This window comes from Vreelandella neptunia (genome assembly GCF_022489065.1).
Classification (GTDB): domain Bacteria; phylum Pseudomonadota; class Gammaproteobacteria; order Pseudomonadales; family Halomonadaceae; genus Vreelandella; species Vreelandella neptunia_A.
On the sequence record NZ_JAKVTW010000027.1, the window covers coordinates 22,534 to 38,735 of the forward strand.

17 protein-coding genes and 1 pseudogene are annotated in these 16,202 nt (G+C 55.0%); 10 read left to right on the plus strand and 8 right to left on the minus strand.

Annotation, left to right across the window (positions count from 1 at the left end; translation table 11 throughout):
• The 4 genes from MLE19_RS21465 to MLE19_RS21480 are packed head-to-tail and all read right to left on the minus strand — an operon-like array spanning position 1 to position 3,221.
• Positions 1-978, minus strand: coding sequence for a type-F conjugative transfer system pilin assembly protein TrbC (locus tag MLE19_RS21465; RefSeq protein WP_052703831.1), 978 nt, complete (start codon positions 976-978; stop codon positions 1-3).
• Complete coding sequence (locus MLE19_RS21470; RefSeq protein WP_035561855.1) at positions 963-1,970, minus strand: TraU family protein; 1,008 nt, start codon at positions 1,968-1,970, stop codon at positions 963-965. The genes MLE19_RS21465 and MLE19_RS21470 overlap by 16 nt, the downstream gene beginning before the upstream one ends.
• Complete coding sequence (locus MLE19_RS21475; RefSeq protein WP_035561858.1) at positions 1,967-2,668, minus strand: hypothetical protein; 702 nt, start codon at positions 2,666-2,668, stop codon at positions 1,967-1,969. The genes MLE19_RS21470 and MLE19_RS21475 overlap by 4 nt, the downstream gene beginning before the upstream one ends.
• Positions 2,646-3,221 carry a helix-turn-helix domain-containing protein gene (locus tag MLE19_RS21480; RefSeq protein WP_035561861.1) on the minus strand — a complete coding sequence of 192 codons (576 nt, stop codon included), beginning with the start codon at positions 3,219-3,221 and terminating at the stop codon, positions 2,646-2,648. The genes MLE19_RS21475 and MLE19_RS21480 overlap by 23 nt, the downstream gene beginning before the upstream one ends.
• On the opposite strand from MLE19_RS21480, the gene MLE19_RS21485 reads away from it, so the two are divergent.
• Positions 3,220-3,762 (plus strand): hypothetical protein, encoded by a 543-nt coding sequence (locus MLE19_RS21485; RefSeq protein WP_035561865.1) that lies wholly within the window; start codon positions 3,220-3,222, stop codon positions 3,760-3,762. The genes MLE19_RS21480 and MLE19_RS21485 overlap by 2 nt on opposite strands.
• A gap of 5 nt (positions 3,763-3,767) precedes the next feature.
• On the opposite strand, the gene MLE19_RS21490 is transcribed toward MLE19_RS21485, so the two are convergent.
• A complete protein-coding gene (locus MLE19_RS21490; protein WP_035561868.1) occupies positions 3,768-4,100 on the minus strand; it encodes a DUF2274 domain-containing protein in 333 nt (110 codons plus the stop codon).
• Positions 4,101-4,242: 142 nt separating this feature from the next.
• Between MLE19_RS21490 and MLE19_RS21495 the strand changes: the two genes are divergently transcribed.
• The gene (locus tag MLE19_RS21495; RefSeq protein ID WP_035561871.1) at positions 4,243-4,860 is read left to right on the plus strand and encodes a helix-turn-helix domain-containing protein; all 618 of its coding nucleotides are present in this window, start codon (positions 4,243-4,245) and stop codon (positions 4,858-4,860) included.
• Positions 4,861-6,241: 1,381 nt separating this feature from the next.
• Here MLE19_RS21495 and MLE19_RS21500 read toward each other — a convergent pair.
• Entirely contained in the window at positions 6,242-6,778 is a 537-nt protein-coding gene (locus tag MLE19_RS21500) for a hypothetical protein (protein WP_035561874.1), read from the minus strand.
• 195 nt (positions 6,779-6,973) lie between these two features.
• Positions 6,974-9,328, minus strand: a complete 2,355-nt coding sequence (locus MLE19_RS21505; RefSeq protein WP_240720394.1) for a DNA topoisomerase — start codon at positions 9,326-9,328, stop codon at positions 6,974-6,976.
• Positions 9,329-9,786: 458 nt separating this feature from the next.
• On the opposite strand from MLE19_RS21505, the gene recD2 reads away from it, so the two are divergent.
• The 6 genes from recD2 (at position 9,787) to MLE19_RS21535 (ending at position 14,630) form a co-directional block, all read left to right on the plus strand.
• The gene (gene recD2, locus MLE19_RS21510; protein WP_240720396.1) at positions 9,787-11,961 is read left to right on the plus strand and encodes an SF1B family DNA helicase RecD2; all 2,175 of its coding nucleotides are present in this window, start codon (positions 9,787-9,789) and stop codon (positions 11,959-11,961) included.
• A 126-nt stretch (positions 11,962-12,087) separates the two neighbouring features.
• Complete coding sequence (locus MLE19_RS21515) at positions 12,088-12,357, plus strand: hypothetical protein (RefSeq protein ID WP_240720398.1); 270 nt, start codon at positions 12,088-12,090, stop codon at positions 12,355-12,357.
• Between the two features lie 62 nt (positions 12,358-12,419).
• The gene (locus MLE19_RS21520) at positions 12,420-13,460 is read left to right on the plus strand and encodes a hypothetical protein (protein ID WP_240720400.1); all 1,041 of its coding nucleotides are present in this window, start codon (positions 12,420-12,422) and stop codon (positions 13,458-13,460) included.
• Positions 13,461-13,469: 9 nt separating this feature from the next.
• The gene (locus tag MLE19_RS21525; protein ID WP_240720402.1) at positions 13,470-13,751 is read left to right on the plus strand and encodes a hypothetical protein; all 282 of its coding nucleotides are present in this window, start codon (positions 13,470-13,472) and stop codon (positions 13,749-13,751) included.
• Positions 13,738-14,142, plus strand: coding sequence for a hypothetical protein (locus MLE19_RS21530; protein WP_113270607.1), 405 nt, complete (start codon positions 13,738-13,740; stop codon positions 14,140-14,142). Before MLE19_RS21525 ends, MLE19_RS21530 begins: the two co-directional genes overlap by 14 nt.
• Positions 14,139-14,630, plus strand: a complete 492-nt coding sequence (locus MLE19_RS21535; RefSeq protein WP_240720404.1) for a hypothetical protein — start codon at positions 14,139-14,141, stop codon at positions 14,628-14,630. Before MLE19_RS21530 ends, MLE19_RS21535 begins: the two co-directional genes overlap by 4 nt.
• Positions 14,631-14,759: 129 nt before the next feature.
• Here the strand turns inward: MLE19_RS21535 and MLE19_RS21540 are convergent, their stop codons facing one another.
• Positions 14,760-15,113, minus strand: coding sequence for a hypothetical protein (locus MLE19_RS21540; protein ID WP_240720405.1), 354 nt, complete (start codon positions 15,111-15,113; stop codon positions 14,760-14,762).
• Between the two features lie 229 nt (positions 15,114-15,342).
• Between MLE19_RS21540 and MLE19_RS23690 the strand changes: the two are divergent.
• Both MLE19_RS23690 and MLE19_RS21545 read left to right on the plus strand, forming a co-directional pair.
• Positions 15,343-15,486: pseudogene (locus MLE19_RS23690) on the plus strand (IS3 family transposase); the annotation flags it as partial.
• Positions 15,487-15,917: 431 nt separating this feature from the next.
• Positions 15,918-16,202: helix-turn-helix domain-containing protein (locus tag MLE19_RS21545; RefSeq protein ID WP_240720407.1), on the plus strand; the 285-nt coding region annotated here is incomplete at its 3' end.

Consider the following 16,202-nt stretch of genomic DNA (forward strand, 5'->3'; position numbering starts at 1 on the left):
TCACTCCTCCCAGAGATGATCAATATTCTGTCCCGCGGGACCAACGGCCGGCCCCATTGGCGTGTCGTAAACTTCGCGATCAGTGCCTTGATAGCGCTCACGGAGTCGTTGTGCGTTGCGCTCAGCTAGCTCGTCGCTCATCGACTCCCACTGTGCTGACGCAACGCCTCCCTGCTCAGGAGCGCTTTCGGCGCCCTCGCCCTTGAGCGCATTGATGTAGACCTCGGCATTGCCGGCACCGCCTTTGTTGAATTGCTCTAAGGCATATAGGGCAGTTACTGACCCTTCAGCCTTCCAGTAATTGTCTGGGTTGCCCTTAGGGCATCCCTGGTACTCGAGCTGCTGACCATCGATTTCGCCTATTTGGCGCTTGGCGGTCTGACACACGCCCATGGGATCTTCCTTGGCAAGGACAATCGTGGGCACGGTCTCGATCTCGTAGGTATCGAACAGTCGCGGGTCGATCTGGATCGGTGCTGTCATGCCTCCCGGACGTAGCACCTTCAGCAAGCGCTCCATGGTGAAGTCACGGAGCGTCATACCCGGCTCCACTCCGCGCAGAACCAGCTCGCCTCCTGCTCTGGCTGCATCAAGTGCATAGCCACGAATCAAGCTTTCGGGCATTGAAAATGAGATGAAGAAATACAGTCGATCCTGTTCACCTAGGTCTAACGAATCCCTCAGTGCTTGCCATTCAGCGGCCATTTCAGGGTCTGCGATCCCCCCGGTCTGACCTTGGGCCCGGACGTTTCCTAGCATCTCAGAGCCGGCTGCTTGGCCAGATGTTGATCCGCTTGTGTCCGCCCCCATCGCCTCCAGGATTGCCTCAGGGCTCTTCTGGCCATCGAATAGGTCAGTAAGCGCCTGTGACCCTTGAAGAGCAGAGAAAGCGTCTTGGGCGGCTTCTACGGTTGTTTGTTGGCTTAACGCAGATGTGCTGAATAGCGTCAAAGTAATAGCGGTCAGAGTGCGCAGCATTGCTTACCTACCCAGATCAAGAATGCGGAATCAGTACGAACAGCGGTGTTGGCGGGAGGCAGCATCCCCCAGCGGAACTCGGACATTCCAAGAACAGCAGTTTGGTTGCTGGCAACAGGGGCCACCGGGTCAATACGGTATTGGCTGCGAATCATGTTCGGCAGGTAAACGGATTGGCATTCAGCCCAAGGGCCGGTCGTTGATAACAGGCCCGCCATGCGTGTCTTACGCTGCATGTACTTGCCAAGGATGTGGAGATTCCCACCTTGGGGGGAGCTGTGAGTGGTGCTTGAACCAGTGAGGGGATACACGACGCCCTGAGAACCCTGACACCAGAACATCATGTCTAGGGGGCGACCCGCTGCAGAAGCTACGGCGTCAGGGATGCACGAGAGAGCACCAACTGGATTGGCGAAGAGAGCTGACTCTGGAAATGCAATGGATGTCCAAGTGTCATCCTGCCAAGTGGCGTCGACCTCAGTGAGGTCTGCAAGGTTAAACCCGGAGGTATTCATGCACCCCAGCGAACTCATCATGTTGAGTACACTGAACAGAGGGTAGATATACCAGTGGATTTGCATCCTGGTAACGCTGCTATCTCCACGTCCCGAGCCATACGTTTGGTTAGAAGTCAGGGAGTCGTATCCGGTTAGTACCTGCGTGCCACCGAGAGTCGACATACAGCCAGGTGTTCGCGCCACTTCAGCGAGGAACGTTGGTTCCCAGAACGTCATGCCGATACCTGGCATGTCGATGCCATAGGGCCCAGGACACAAACAGATTGGGTCCATGTGCATAAGGGAAGGATTAGACCCACCCCCCATGGAAATTCCAGCTACCGTTACCGGAAACATGTTGTTCCAGTTCGGGTCGTTGATGGGATTGAAAATCTCTCCCCGACATGCGGCAGAGCCCGATAACGGGGATGCACTATAGGCGCTCCCCGTTGTGAGAGCTGCAACAGTCAGAACAGAGAGTAGTAACCTCTTCATGGCAGGTGTTCCTCGAGGGTGGTGACATCGTAGGGATAGGCGAAATGGGTCACTTCGATTACGTCAGGATGACTGTCCCGAACGCCAGCTAAAGAGGGGGTATGCGTAATGCCCAGCCGATCGAAATGCCATTCCTCTGCGAAGTACACGGCTTGGCCAAGATCAGACGCCAAACTGCCTGGATCTCCTGCTGTGACGATTACTGTTAGGTTGGCTGGGTGGCGGGCCTTTAACGTCATGGCCAGTTCACGCTGATCATCGGCTCGAAGATCAACAACGAGGAGCCAGTTCTCTGGCTGTATGTGCTTGAGGGGGTTGACCTTGGTGCCGGCCTCATAGATGACTCCCCACTGGTATGTACCATCGGGTTGCCGCTTCAAGGCTTCGATGTCTTCACCTAGCGTATAGGACGGATCTACGAAGTGAGTTTCGGTATGCTCGGCTATCGGGACGAACCAATCGGGGATGTCTCTCGTATGATTTTGAGCTTGCCCTGCTAGGTGCTCATTAACGGAGTCCCAGTCGACACCATGCGCCTCTGCCACGATCGCCAGCCGCATGTCGGGCTCTACGATTTCCCAAGTCGGGCCAAGTACACCTAGGTCCTGATCAGAGGCAAGTGCGGTAGTGGATAAAGCAGCTCCTAAGAGTGCTACCGATAACGCGGCAATTTTACTATACTGTACTACGGTTTCCATGTTTAAGGCGTTCCAATCTGCGGTATACGCTGCGCTCGGTCATGTTCGCTGCGGCTGCGATCTCAGCGGGCGAAAGGCCTTCGCAGTGAAGGGCCAACAAGTTTTCATGAGACAGCTCAGTTCGAGCTGAGCGTTTGGGTAGGTCGATGAGGTGCGCTGAAGCCATCGAAGTGGTCTCAACGAAAGCCTCAGGGTCAATGTCGATTTCGTCGTTGAACTCTTCAGTGAAACCAGGGATCTGTTCAGCCATCAGATCAAACTGCTCAGCCCTGGGTTCGCTATCAGCCTGACCGGCTTTATGAACGGTCACTGGTAGGATGGTATGGCGGCGCCATGTGCTGACCGCGAGGAAAGCCGCCTCACCAGCATATTTCATGATCGCATCATGGGAATACGAAGGGTCATATTCCTTAGAAAACCAGGCAACGTATATTTCCTGCTTCATGTCCTCCTGCCATTGCCTGGGGATATGCAAACGGGCTGCCGTCCAACCAACAAGTCGCTGCATTTCAGAAGGCGGGTGACTTGCCAAATATTCATAGAGGTTAGTCATGCGTGACGCACTCCTGAACGACCTGATCAACACGCTCGAGAGGCATGGCTGCGAAATCAAGATCAGCATTCCGACAACCCGTGGGCGTGCTGAACGCAGCAAGACCGACAGTGACTTGGCTCGACATATTGCTACTCTGCGAGACGATTACGGCATGACTCTGGCCAAGATCGCAGAGCACCTGACGGGGAAACTTGGATGCTCGATTTCCGTGGCATCCATTCATACCTGGACAGGGGGAGCGGTCCCTCGAAAGGTCGGATATGACAAAGTGCTCAATGCTCTTAATGAAATCATGTCCGAGCACGTCGCTATCGAAGGCGGTGCTTGGGTCGATTCCAAAGAGATCAAAGCTACTGTGGAGCGCTGGATGGAAGTAATGACCCCACGCCAGATAGCCGTGGCTGCTGACGAGGCTGTTACCTCTGTGCGCAGTTGGGCTACAGGCAATCACCGTGTTCTGCGTACCAAGTGGAGACGTGTTGTTCCCCAGGTAGAACAGATGTGTGAGATCATCCAAGCGCAGCATATCGAGACCTAGTACCCTTATGCCTGGTGCTGCTCACGCTGATGGCTTTGTGCCTCAGCGTGAGATTCGGTTTCAGCTTCACCAGCTGAGGGGCTAGTTCCTGTGCCTCGTTCCTGTTGTTTTGCTTCCAGTTTTTTCTTTCGTTCCTCCTCTCTCAAGAACCGCTTGAATTCACGGTCTCTATCCATGACATTCGTGAGCATTAGGTCCACGAGATCGTTATTTGCAACTTTCTCGCCGAATGTCTGCTGATAAAGTTCTTTGTACAGTTCAAGGCGGCCAAGCGTTGACTCCGGCAACTGCAGCGGAAAGTGTTTTTTGGGATCGTGTTCAATACGGCCGATGAGCATTGCTTACTCCTGGGTTAAGATGTAGCGATGCAATCTTGCCGCTGAGCGTGCGGCGCTGGATAGGCAATAAGTATTAGAATTTGTTATCCGGTATAGTTCTATTTGACTAGATGACATACTGACGTCATATGGGGAGAAAAACTTGGATCAGGGAAAAAATGATAAAGACCTACAGAAGGTCATCGACGCAGGAATCCGTAAAGGGGGTTCAGGCCCTAAGGATGGCCAGAGGGGAAAGCCCAAAGGGCCAAGAACTGACTACCTGCAAATAGAGCCGGAAACGCCTGGCTATAAGTTGGTTCAGGTTATCTTCGAGAAAGCTGTTGGCGAAGGGCTGGCTTCCACAGACCTAGCCGACCACCTTGGCATTGCGCCGAGCACTCTAAGCCACTTGAAAACTGGACGTAGGCTTGCCAGTAGCCTGGGCCGGGATGTGATTGAAAAGTTTGCAGAGTTTCTGAACTATCCGGTGCTTGCGGTTTTGATCCTGGCCGAGCAGGTACATCTGTCTGACTTTTACTCGCCCCGAAATGATCTGGATCGCGCCATTGATCGGGCACTCCAGTTTATGGCTGACGATCCAGAGTGGGGAGGGATGATGCCCAAGGACCTTGAAGGCGCCTCAACGCATATGAAGTTATGGAGTGTGTGGATGTATGAACGCGCTACAAAGACCCGCCTTATTACGGGTGGGGTAGATTACCTGGACCTGCTCAAGAGCATGGATGAATTCAGGGGGGAATATCCCAGTCAGGAATAGGGTCTTCCCTTTCCAAGAAAATGATGCAGTTGCCGTGGCAGTGGTGAGCGTAGCTTTGAAACCGCGGTGACTAGGCATGCCTTAGGCCAGGGACAGGGAACATCCCCCGAACTACCCTGATTTGATTATAAGTCCGTGAATCGTTCGAGTTATACGGCGCGGTCGCTCCGGCTATCTTCGCCCATCTCAATAAAAGATAGTTTACGAGCATCTCTGGAATTGCATATAAACGACTAATTTTAGGCGGTATTCTGTGTTAGCGCGTATCTATTTTAGAAGGTTTTTCTACAACTTTTTGAATGGTTTTATGTGCGGCCTGGTGTGCTTTCTTGTTGTGTTCACCGTTGCAGTTATTCGTTGAGTCAACGAGAGCACATGAGCCGCTACGCGGCTGAATAAGAGCCAGGCCACGACACGCCTAGATTTGCTATAGTTAAAGCCGGAAAAACGCCCCAAGTCACTTCGTTTTGTTAGAGCAAGCAGGACTGCTGTGGGAGAGCAAGCGATCTTTCTTCTGCTGTCCACGAAAAGCACATGGGCCGCTTCGCGACCTATCACGAGGCAAGCCTCGAAACGCCTAATATTTGCGATTTCTAATTCCTTAAACCGCCCCGATTCAACTTCGTTCTAGCCCGCTATTGTCTCCTCATGCTCACGCATCGAAGGCGCCAGCATAGAGCGCGGTGGCATGGCCTTCCCATACCCCGACAAGGACGTTTTCACCGTTGCTGCTCACGCATCGAAGGCGCCAGCATAGAGCGCGGTGGCATGGCCTTCCCATACCCCGACAAGGACGTTTTCACCGTTGCTGCTCACGCATCGAAGGCGCCAGCATAGAGCGCGGTGGCGTGGCCTTCCCACACCCCGACAAGGACGTTTTCACCGTTGCTGCTCACGCATCGAAGGCGCCAGCATAGAGCGCGGTGGCGTGGCCTCCCCACACCCCGACAAGGACGTTTTCACCGTTGTTGCTCACGCACCGAAGGCGCCAGCTTGGTCAGCAATGGTGCGCTTGGGATACTCATATATAAGGGAATACATATTGTATTAGGAGGTGCTTTCATGGAGGTTGATTCCTGTATGGGGTATTACCTCTCCCCCACCCTCTCATACCTACCAGCACGGTCATTTAGTAACTGTCATCCTCCCCCCGTACAAGGATACCCAAAGGGTGGTTGCCCAGCCTCTGGGTATAGCTCTCCGTTGGAAGGGGTAACGCGCATAGCGAGTACACATATAATGGGTGAGATGCATCATGGTGCGTTCACCATTACGGTGAACACCTAAGCCCGCGTGAGGCCAGTTCAGCGTCTCAAAAACGGCTTGTAGAGTGACACTCCCAGCCATAGAGGAATCAGTTGGTGCGCAAAAAAAAGAGCGTCTAGCTGTCCTCTTTGCCGCCATGTTGGCCTAGCTCTGGTCGATAGTGACGTGCAGTACCAATGGCCTTATTGATGCGCTTCAAATGGTCGATGAAGCGTGCCCTACGTTCGATCAGCACGAGAGCTTCTGCTATCAGTTCCCGTGCCTCTTGAGGTACAGATTTCGCTCTTGCTGCTACCCCTGGTCGCTGTATTCTCACAGCATGCCAGGTTGATGGAGAATGCCGGCTATGCTGTTGTCGGTTGACCCATTTACGCCATACCGGGTGAGGGCAACCGAGGCATCCATAACCACACCGACTAACATCTAAAAGTACCGCACCATGGGTGCGTGGTTGGGCTTCTCTGATGCGTTCAACGATGTCCAGTAGCTGCCTTGTGTACTCCCCCATAATTGCATCTATATCTGCCGTCAGTGCGCCGACCATTAGCTCGGCCTCGTGAGCTAGTACCTCTCTATCAACTGTACGGCGTGAGCGACGTTGATTAGTGCTTTCAACCAGTAGTTCATCGTCGTCTTGGTGGGCTTCATGCATAACGGTTCCTATCGTCTCCTATCAATCTTAAAGGATATTTTCTGTGTGCTTTAAAGGTGGTGAGCGGGTACGTCTGGCAGGTGTTAAATTGAACGCCTTCCTTGGCGAGGGATTGTCTTGTTCGGTAGCTTTTGATGTGATCGTACTTGTGCCCTTGCCCCGCCCAAGGGGTGCCCGGCCTACCTCTCGGCGCGGCTAGCGTGGGTGCTCGTTGAGGAACACGCGGCACTCTTGTATTGAGGTGCGGGCAGCCTCGGGTAGCGTTACTTTGTAGCGCTTCGCTGCAGACTCAGCAGCAGCTATCATTCTCGCGGTCGGTGCCTGGATCTGCATGTACTTGTCGATGAATGTTTTACACTCCCTGAAGGAGGTCAGCTCTCCATTCAATGTCACCTCATTCTCATCCGCTAAGCGCATCGCCAAGGCCTTCATCTTGTCAGTTGGTGGCGGTGTTTGCTGCATTACTTCGTCCAGAAATGAGCGACACAGCTCGAAGCTCTTTTCGATGCCTTCTGGTAGCGTGAGACTGCGAGCTGCAGCTAGCTTTCGTGCAGCAGAAACCATGTTCTCTGTGGGGCCATTGGCCGTTGCCAAAACAGCCTCGGGTGCATTGTCCATGATGTCGATTGCCTCTTTGATACGGGTGGTGATGAAGTCGCGTTGAGCGGTTATAAAATTGTCACGGGCATGCTTTGCCGCTGTGTCGTTGGGTGCGTTCTGGATCGCATCGAGCTGGCGCTCCCAGGCGGCTGTCACACGCACATCGGAGAGTTCGGAGGGGGTGTTATCGATGAATGCGCGGCCTCGCGGGGTGGAGACAATAAGCAGCTGTTTGCCCTTACGCTTGGTGGTTATGTATTCACGATCAAACAATGTCTGCAAAACGGTATCCCGAGTGGCTGGAGTGCCTATCCCTTCAGCTTTTCGGAGTGCTTCTGCATCTTCACCATCGACGTGCCGGCCTGCATTGAGCATTGCGCTCAGTAAGTCGTGCAGCGTGAAGTGTTTGGGCGGCTCTGTGCGTGCCTCATGAAGCCTTACTGCCTCGACGGGAGTGTTAGCGCCGGTCACCAGTGGCGGCAGGTCTTTCTGCTCTTTGTGGGCCTCGAAAGCAGTCATCCAGCCGGGGTCAATGATGCGTTTGAAGGTGCCTGCAAACAGCGCTGGCTGTCGCTCAATCACGTCCTCAACATCTATGCTGGCGCGGACACTCAGGGACTCGACGGTAGCGGCTGGTAGGAGGGCCTGGATGAATTGTTTTGCGCAGGCCAGGTAAACCTTTTGCTCGGCCTCAGTGCGTTCTGACAGGTTCGGTGTCTTGCGCGTTGGGATGATCCCGTGGTGGTTCATGGGCTTGTCGGTAAAACAGCGTGGACGTGGCGCCTCGGCACCCTCCATGCAATGCCGGCGTCCAGCTTGCCGAGCTGGCGTCATGAGCGTGTCATCAGCCTTTGCTGCGCCTCCCAAAATGGCCAACAGATCGGTCCGGTTATAGAGGCTTGCGGGCAATTCTCCATGCTCTGTTCGGGGGTAGGTCAGGTAACCATCGCTTCGCATTGAATCGGCTGCTTTCAGCGTCTGTGTGGCCGTGAGGCCGTACTTTTTTGACATGTCTCGCTGAAGCGCTGTGAGGCTGTATGGCAGCGGTGGATGTTTGGCTGTTTGCTTTGTCTCGGCCTCCAGAATGGCGGCGTTATCGACGGTTTCTAAGCGCTTGGTGAAGGCCAACATGGCTGCCCTGTCCAGGAACATTGGCTTGCCGTCATCGTGCAGTTGGATGCTGCTGGCGCCAGCTATTGGGGCGGCTGGAGAATAGGTCAGCTCGCCCCCGCCAAGGGTAATCTTTGCCTGGTAGTGATCGACTGGAATAAAGGCTTCGATTGCGCGATCGCGGGTAACAACAAGCCCAAGGGTGGCGGACTGTACGCGGCCGGCCGACACGAGCCCTGCCTTGCCCTTGCCTTTGGCTAAATCGCTACCCATAAGGCCCAGGCGTGCGGTTGCCGTGTATGCACGGACAAGGTACTGCCAGAAGCCATCCGCGTTGGCGCGGGCCTGCTGAGCCCGCCAGAAAGATATGGTTTCTCCGGCGTTCCTGAGGCGCTTGGCCGCGGCCTGAACATCGGCCGCTTCCATAGAGCCGGTCAGCCACATCCGCTTCACCGAACCGCGGTACTTAGCGTATTGCAGGATCTCGTACCCGATGGCTTCGCCTTCGCGGTCTGGATCGGTGGCCAACCATACTTCTGTTGCTTGAGAGAGTTCTTTTTTAAGGTTTCCCAGGTATTTCTTACCGCGGTCGGTAGGCGTCTGAGGAAAGGCGGTAGGTAGGGGCAGAAGACTGCGGGGATCGCGCCAATTGGCCTCTGGGCTCACCTCGGAAGGCTCAACAGGCGCCAGCAAATGCCCAGCGGCCCAAACTAAGGTAAGTGTTATGCCATTCCAGGTGCCGGTGTAGGCGTTGCCGCTGCGCGTAAGACCTAAAGCAGGGGCTATTTTGTCGGCCTGGTCGGAGTGTTTCTCACACAGAATGAGTGCTCTTGATGTCATCCTGAAGGTCGTCCTTCGGTAGAGGAAAGTAAGCGGAATAAGCACCGCTCAGAAGCAACCGACAATACGATGTCTTTCATCTCTAAAGTGTGTTGTATTCTTAAAAAATGTCGTCTAGTATAGTAACACATAGTAAGCAGAAACAGCTTAACAACCCATCGCCGAACGAATTAAGCGGATTGCGTCCGCTATCTCCTCTCTCCCCTGACACGGCTTCGGGGATGCGCATTAGCCGTCTGGTCGTCTCGGTAACGGGGCTACCGGAGAGCCCTCTGAGTTAGCCCTGATCCGGCTTCTCTCTCACTCTCAACTCAGAGGGCTCCCCAGTAGCAGATCCAGAGTTTGAAGTCGGGCGCGGCCCGGGCGTGCTGACAATCCACGCTCCCCAGTAAGAGCCTGTTTCCCTGTACCTCACCCGGCCTCCCCAGCCGGGTTTTTTTTATTTGCGAGGGCGATCCATGGACAACCTTGAGGAATTGAGCGGCGTGATCAGTGCCGTTCGTTTCGTAGGTGAAGAGGGATTTCAGATCCTGACTGTGCGCGATGCTCAGGAACAGGAGGTAACGCTGGTGGCTGTATGCCAGCCGCTCAACGAGGGGGAGTCTGTACAGGCCCGCGGCACTTGGGGCACGCATCCTAAGTTCGGCAAGCAGTTCAAAGCCGATCGGCTCATCACGCAAATACCTCAGGAGTCCAAAGCGCTGGGTGCATACCTTGCGAGTGGCAAGGTGGCCGGCATTGGCCCCAAGTTCGCTGCGAGGTTGGTCGCCCATTTCGGTGATGGGCTGCGCGACGTACTCGGTGACGAAAAGGCCTTACGGGCTGTGTCAGGCATCGGTAAGAAGAAGGCAGTGGGGATAGCGGCGAGCTGGAATGAGTACCAAGAAGCGCGTGATGCATTGATCTTCCTGCAGGGGCATGGTCTGGGCGCTTCACGTGCAATGTCGGTCTTTCGCCAGTTGGGCCAGGAGACCATTGTGAAAGTATCCGCCAACCCCTACCGCACCTTATTGAAGACTCGAGGTATAGGGTTGCGTATAGCCGATGCTATGGCTCAATCTCTTGGCTTCGAGTTGACCCACCGCGATCGACTCATTGCGGGGCTTCGCCATGTCGTTGATGCACGATCAGCCTCGGGGCATACCCTGGCAACCTCGGATGAATTGGCCTCGGAAGGCGCGCAGCTCCTCGGGGTCGACGTGGCACGCATGGCCTCGGTTGTTCAACTGCTGCTGGCGCATGAAAAACTTATAAGTGTTGAGGGCGGGCTAGTTGGCCTGCCTTCGCTGGTGGAAGCCGAGAGAACCATCGCCACCGCGTTGCTAGCGCGTGCGGTGCATTGGAATGGCTGCAACCAAGTGCGTGTTAATGGTGAGCTGTCGGATGGCCGGGTGCTCAGTGATGAGCAGCGCCAAGCATTGGAGACCTGCCTTGCGTATGGGGTGGCTGTGCTTACGGGTGGGCCGGGGGTGGGGAAAACCACCGTGACTGAGGTGCTGGCGCAGACACTGGACGATGCTGGCCTTGAGCTGGCGCTGTGTGCGCCAACTGGCCGCGCCTCTCGGCGAATGTCGGAGGCAACCGGGAGGCCGGCGTCTACTATTCATCGTCTCCTAGGCGCTGGCGCCAGCGGCTTTGAGTTTAATGCTAGCAACCCGATCGAAGCGGATGTAGTGATCATTGATGAAGCATCGATGGTCGATGTGCCGTTGTTTCTGGCTCTGGTGGTGGCGCTGCCTGACCACTGCCGACTGTTCATCATCGGTGATCAGGATCAATTGGCCTCGGTTGGGCCGGGAAACATTCTTCGCGATGTGATCGCTTCGGGTGCTATCCCAGTGGCACGTCTTCAACAGATCCGGCGACAGGGGCCAGGCTCGCAAATTACTGTCCAGGCGCACGCCGTCAACCAGGGCAATACTCCTCAATCGGTGCCAGATAGCGACTTTGAGATTGTCGAAGTGCCGGAAGGCGGTGACCCCGAGCTGGTGTGTCGTGTGGCATTGCGGGTGGCCACTGAAGACATGCTGGCGCGTGGCTTCGATCCTCTTTATGAGGTGCAGGTGTTGACACCCATGCACGGTGGTCCGGTCGGAACCCGTGCTCTCAATGAAGCGTTTCGAAGCTATCACGTCCCGGGCGATCGGGGCTCGGTGACGATCCATGGGCGCCAATGGGCGCCAGGAGACAAGATCGTGCAGACCGAGAATGACTACAACCGTGATGTCTTTAATGGTGATCTCGGCTATGTAGTGTCGGCAGACGCTGAAGACAAAACCGTGCTGGCGCGGTTTGAGGATAGAGAAGTGCTGTTCACCAGTGACGCGCTCGGCAAGCTGCAACTGGCCTATGCAATGACCGGCCACAAGGCGCAAGGGTCCGAATTCCCGGCCGTGGTTATTCCTCTAGTGCGATCGCACTGGCACATGCTTGAGCGACAGTGGCTTTATACAAGCCTCACTCGTGGAAAGCGCCGTGTCGTACTGGTTGGCCACCCTTCTGCTATCAAGCGAGCCGTCTACCATGTCACCGGCCAGCGCCGGCTCACCTCACTACCGCTTTGGTTGCGCCAGCCAGCCCTATCAGTATCACCAACCCATAAAGGAGAGAGCTATGGCCAAACGAGCGCTTGAAGTCGCACAGCAGAAGAGACGTGTCCCCTAGGATCGCGGCGAGCCAAATACCGCCTGCAATCAAGGCTGGCTAAACCGCAACTCCCAACCCGGGAACGCAGAGGCGACTTTAACCGGAGGTGTGGCATGAGCAGCTTCATCGCCATTCTCTGGGTCGGCGCTCTCGCGTATGCCGTCTTCCTCGCTGTGTTGCTCATTCTCGGACGGGGCAATCTCAAAGATCGTCGCTTTCTAATTCACTGGATGGTCGCTTGGTCGGCGCTGCTGGCGCTGACGATCGGTATACGAATGGCTGCGACGGAGCCTGACCAGCCGCCTCCCTCTGCGCCGCAGTTGGGAACGCCGATGGCCGTGGTCACCTCGGCAGGCGGTGAATCCGAACCGGAGACGGACTAGAAAAGCTGTATACCCCTGCCCTCTTGGTGAGGGGGCTAGGGAGAGTCGGCAGTGTGTGAGCTTTGTGGAGAGTCAACATAATGGGCAATCAGTCACCGACAACACGCTTCATTGAGATGGTGCCACCTTTGCTGGTGCTTGCCGGCGCGATCGCGCTGCTGCAGGTGCATGCGATTCAGTTTTGGACGGAGTTTGTAGGTCCAATGGGCTGGGCCTGGGCTGTTCTCCTAGAAGTCGTTGCATTGTGGCTCTGGTATCAGCGCCAGCTGGCGCGGCGAATGCTGGCCATGGTCGCCAGCGTGCTTACGCTTACCGGCCCCATTTATATGGTTTGTGAGCCTCTGGTAGAGGAATGGCTGTCGGCATCTCACGTCGACGCTGGCCGGGAGCTGCAGCTCGAGCGGCTGGCCCTAGAGGCCTCGCGTCTTGAGGAAAGCATCGATACTTTCTGGGCAAATAGTGAGGCCCGGGCGGGCTGGCTCGAACCCATACAGGTAGCACAGGCTCGTCTCGCCGAGGTCGACAACCAATTGGCAACTCTCGTGGCGGCGCCCCCTGCCGAGTGCTCGACCTGGCGCCAGCAGGCCTTGATCGGGATGCAAGCGGTGGCGCTGCTGATCTTCCAGCTGGCCGCGGTGCTCGCTATCACATCTCTATCCAAACTGCGTGAACAAGCAATCGCCGAGGGTGTCACCCCGCGCCCTACCTCCTCTTGTGACAGGTTGCACGAGGAACCGCCCGAAATTGGGCAGAACTTGGTTGTAGCGGGTGCGCTACACACCGAGGCCGGTACATGCAACCTCGAACCGGAGCTGGGTGTGCCCAGTATGAGTGAAGCGAATAATGACAGTGAGCTGGGAAAGGGAGGGTTCGCGTATGCCGATATTGTCGTACTTCGTGATGCCCTGGAGCAGCTGCTCGAGGACCGAGAAATGACACAGGCAGCGTTTTGTCGTGAACACGATTTCTCGCCAAGGGATCTTTCGCTGCTGCGCCGACACGAGGCGCGCTGTGCAGCGGGAGAGCGGACGATCTCTATCACAGCCTTAGATCGGCTGGCCGAGCTTCTTCGGCGCCAGACAGCCAGCTGTGCTGCAACGTAGGGGGTAAACATGGGCTCTGCACTCCAGGAAACGAACAAGCAGGATTTGCTCGCAGGCAACGCGCTTGTGAGTGAGCTTCATGATTACCTGCGTCATCGTGCCGTTATTGAGCAGGATCTGCGGCGTGTTGGCATCACTGATACCACCCCTCTTGAATTGGCCGATCGCATCATTGCCGATGCGATGCACTCAGCCTATGCCTGCATGCTCAGCGCCCACAAGCTGACTCATGCCGGTATTGCCAAGGGGAGCGAACACAATCACAGGAGACAAAGCGATGGCGAAACCTAGTCATTGCAAGGGCGAGCTGGTAGCACTCTCTAGCGGTGGGGCGACCCATTACCAGTGCAGCGGGCTATATCGAGCACTTGTTGACTTCAACCTGGGCGAGCTTGCCGAACAGTATTGCCTGCAGGCCCCTTATCGCGAAGCGACACTAGATAGTCTCAATAAGGGCATCGTAACCATTGACGACATTAATGCGATGGAGGCTTCCGGTGCCTATGCGCATCGGGACATCTCGGATCTAGGCTTTGGCCAATACTTGATTCATCGCGGCTATTTACAACTTGTGATGATCAATGAAGTTCACTGTGGTGCCGGCTTTTCTCCCGACCTTGTGCGGGAATCAGCCAATGCTCGTGCACAGACGCTGAGCCAGCTTTCGGGTGGCCATGCATGAATGCCATCGCCCCGCCCCCCATTCACTTTGATATGCCAGATAGCACCATGACCGAGCGAGCCTCATGCCCAGTCTGTGCCTGTCAGGACAGTCCATACTATCTGAAAAGAAACACCGACTGGTTTCATGCGCACTGGCTGGTGTGCCAGCGGTGTGGTTACCAGACCACCACACATTCTTCCTACGAAGCGGCCGAACGTGACTGGGACAAGGCTTCACTCGGTCGACAAGCAGAAGAGGCAGGGCTGCTTGTACCGGCCATTCAGGTCTTTTCGATGCGTGACCTGGAGCTGTTGGAGTCGCTTCAGAAGGAGGCCTCAGAGGGTGATTGTGCGCGTACCTATCTTGTCTCCCGTGACTCACTGGTGCGCTGGAAAGAGATCGCCCGCCTGGGTCGTGACGAAGTAGATGAAACGCTGCAACCAGCGGTCGCGTCTGTCGAGCGGGAAATAGCTGACTTACTTCAGGCTCAGTGTGACGAGGACTGATGTCACCGCGCTGTTGCAAGGAGTGACCAATGCATATTCATTTGCGGGTTCGAAAATAGGCTACCTAGCGAGGCATGTAAGCCTTCAAGGGTGCTACCTACCCGCACCGGCGCAGGCCTCAAGTCGGAGCTAGTTTGTTTGAGTACCGGTAGGAACTGGCAGACCTTTACCGGCCATACAGTTACGCCATGCTGACCCTGCAGACGAACCATCAAGATATGTTGACTCAGCAACTGGGATTAGTTGAATAATAGAATGCTGTGAAGTAGCGATATCATACTGACTGATATCGATTTCATCGAAAGGAACAGATTTTAGGGTGATTATTCCACCATTTTGCTCACGCAAAGGCTGTGAAGTTATGACAACTTCATTAGAGCATTCTTGTGCCCCATCAAAGAACTCGCCCAATGTTGGTGAGTCTGCATAAGTGTTCGCTGATACTAACAAGCTGAATAGGGCTATAAGTCCGATTTTATGCATTCAAAGACCGTTACTGTATGTCAGAACTAATGTATTACGGCTGAATATCAGGAAACTTTAATACTATTCTCTTCGCCACGCCCATGCGGTATGACGCTATGCATAGACAAAACAACGCATAAGTGAGGCTACTACAAATGAATCACCCGGGTTTCGTAGACACCTCCAGGCCTTATACCTAAGTCATCTAGGAGGAACCATGAGCCATCCCCGTTGAACTGAAGAATTTAAAATCGAAGCCGTCAATCAAGTGGTAGAGTGCGGCCATCGTTTTGCCGAGGTCGATGAGCATTTAGAAGTGTCAGGCCACAGCTTGTACTATTTGATCAAGCGTTACGATAAGCCGGTAGATCAGCGGCAAGAAGATGATTAGCTCCAAGCTTAGAACCGTTGTAAGAAGGCTGAATCCAATCGTGTATCAGAAGAGCGAGTATATAATATAAAAGGCTACCGTCGGCATGACGCTCAGAACTTCTCCATAGAGTCCCACGGGGGGCACGCGTTTATTCAAAAGCATACGAGACAATATCCGATATGGCGCTTGTGCCGCATGAGAGCCGTTCACCCTAGCGGCTCATACCCCAGACTGGCTATCGAGGACGTCCTAGCGAACGCACTCGGGCAGAGAGGTAGGAGCAGGCTCGAATGTAACCAGCATAGCGGTGCCGAGGTTGATCGCTAGGTTCATGGAATGCCTTAAAGCCTGGGTTCATAGAATAAGCGCAGCACTTTGGACCACAAGGTAGAGGCAGGAGGGTCAGCGCCGGTACCCTCTCTGCCTTACCTACCAAAGTGAAGCAGAGCATGGGATACCGACAACTGACCCAGATCCAACGATACCAAATTTTTGCCTATCTTGAGACCGGCATTAGCCAGCGACAGATAGCTAAGGCGATTGGTGTCCATAGCAGTACCATTAGTCGCGAGATAAAGCGCAACGGTCTGACCAGTGGTTATGCGCCTGAACAGGCTCAATCAGCAAGTGATCAGCGTCGACGCACTGCCTGGAAAGTGACGAAGCGGCTGCCCAGCCTGATTCGCTGGGTCACTGACCAATTGATGGACGAATGGAGCCCTCAGCAAATCAGC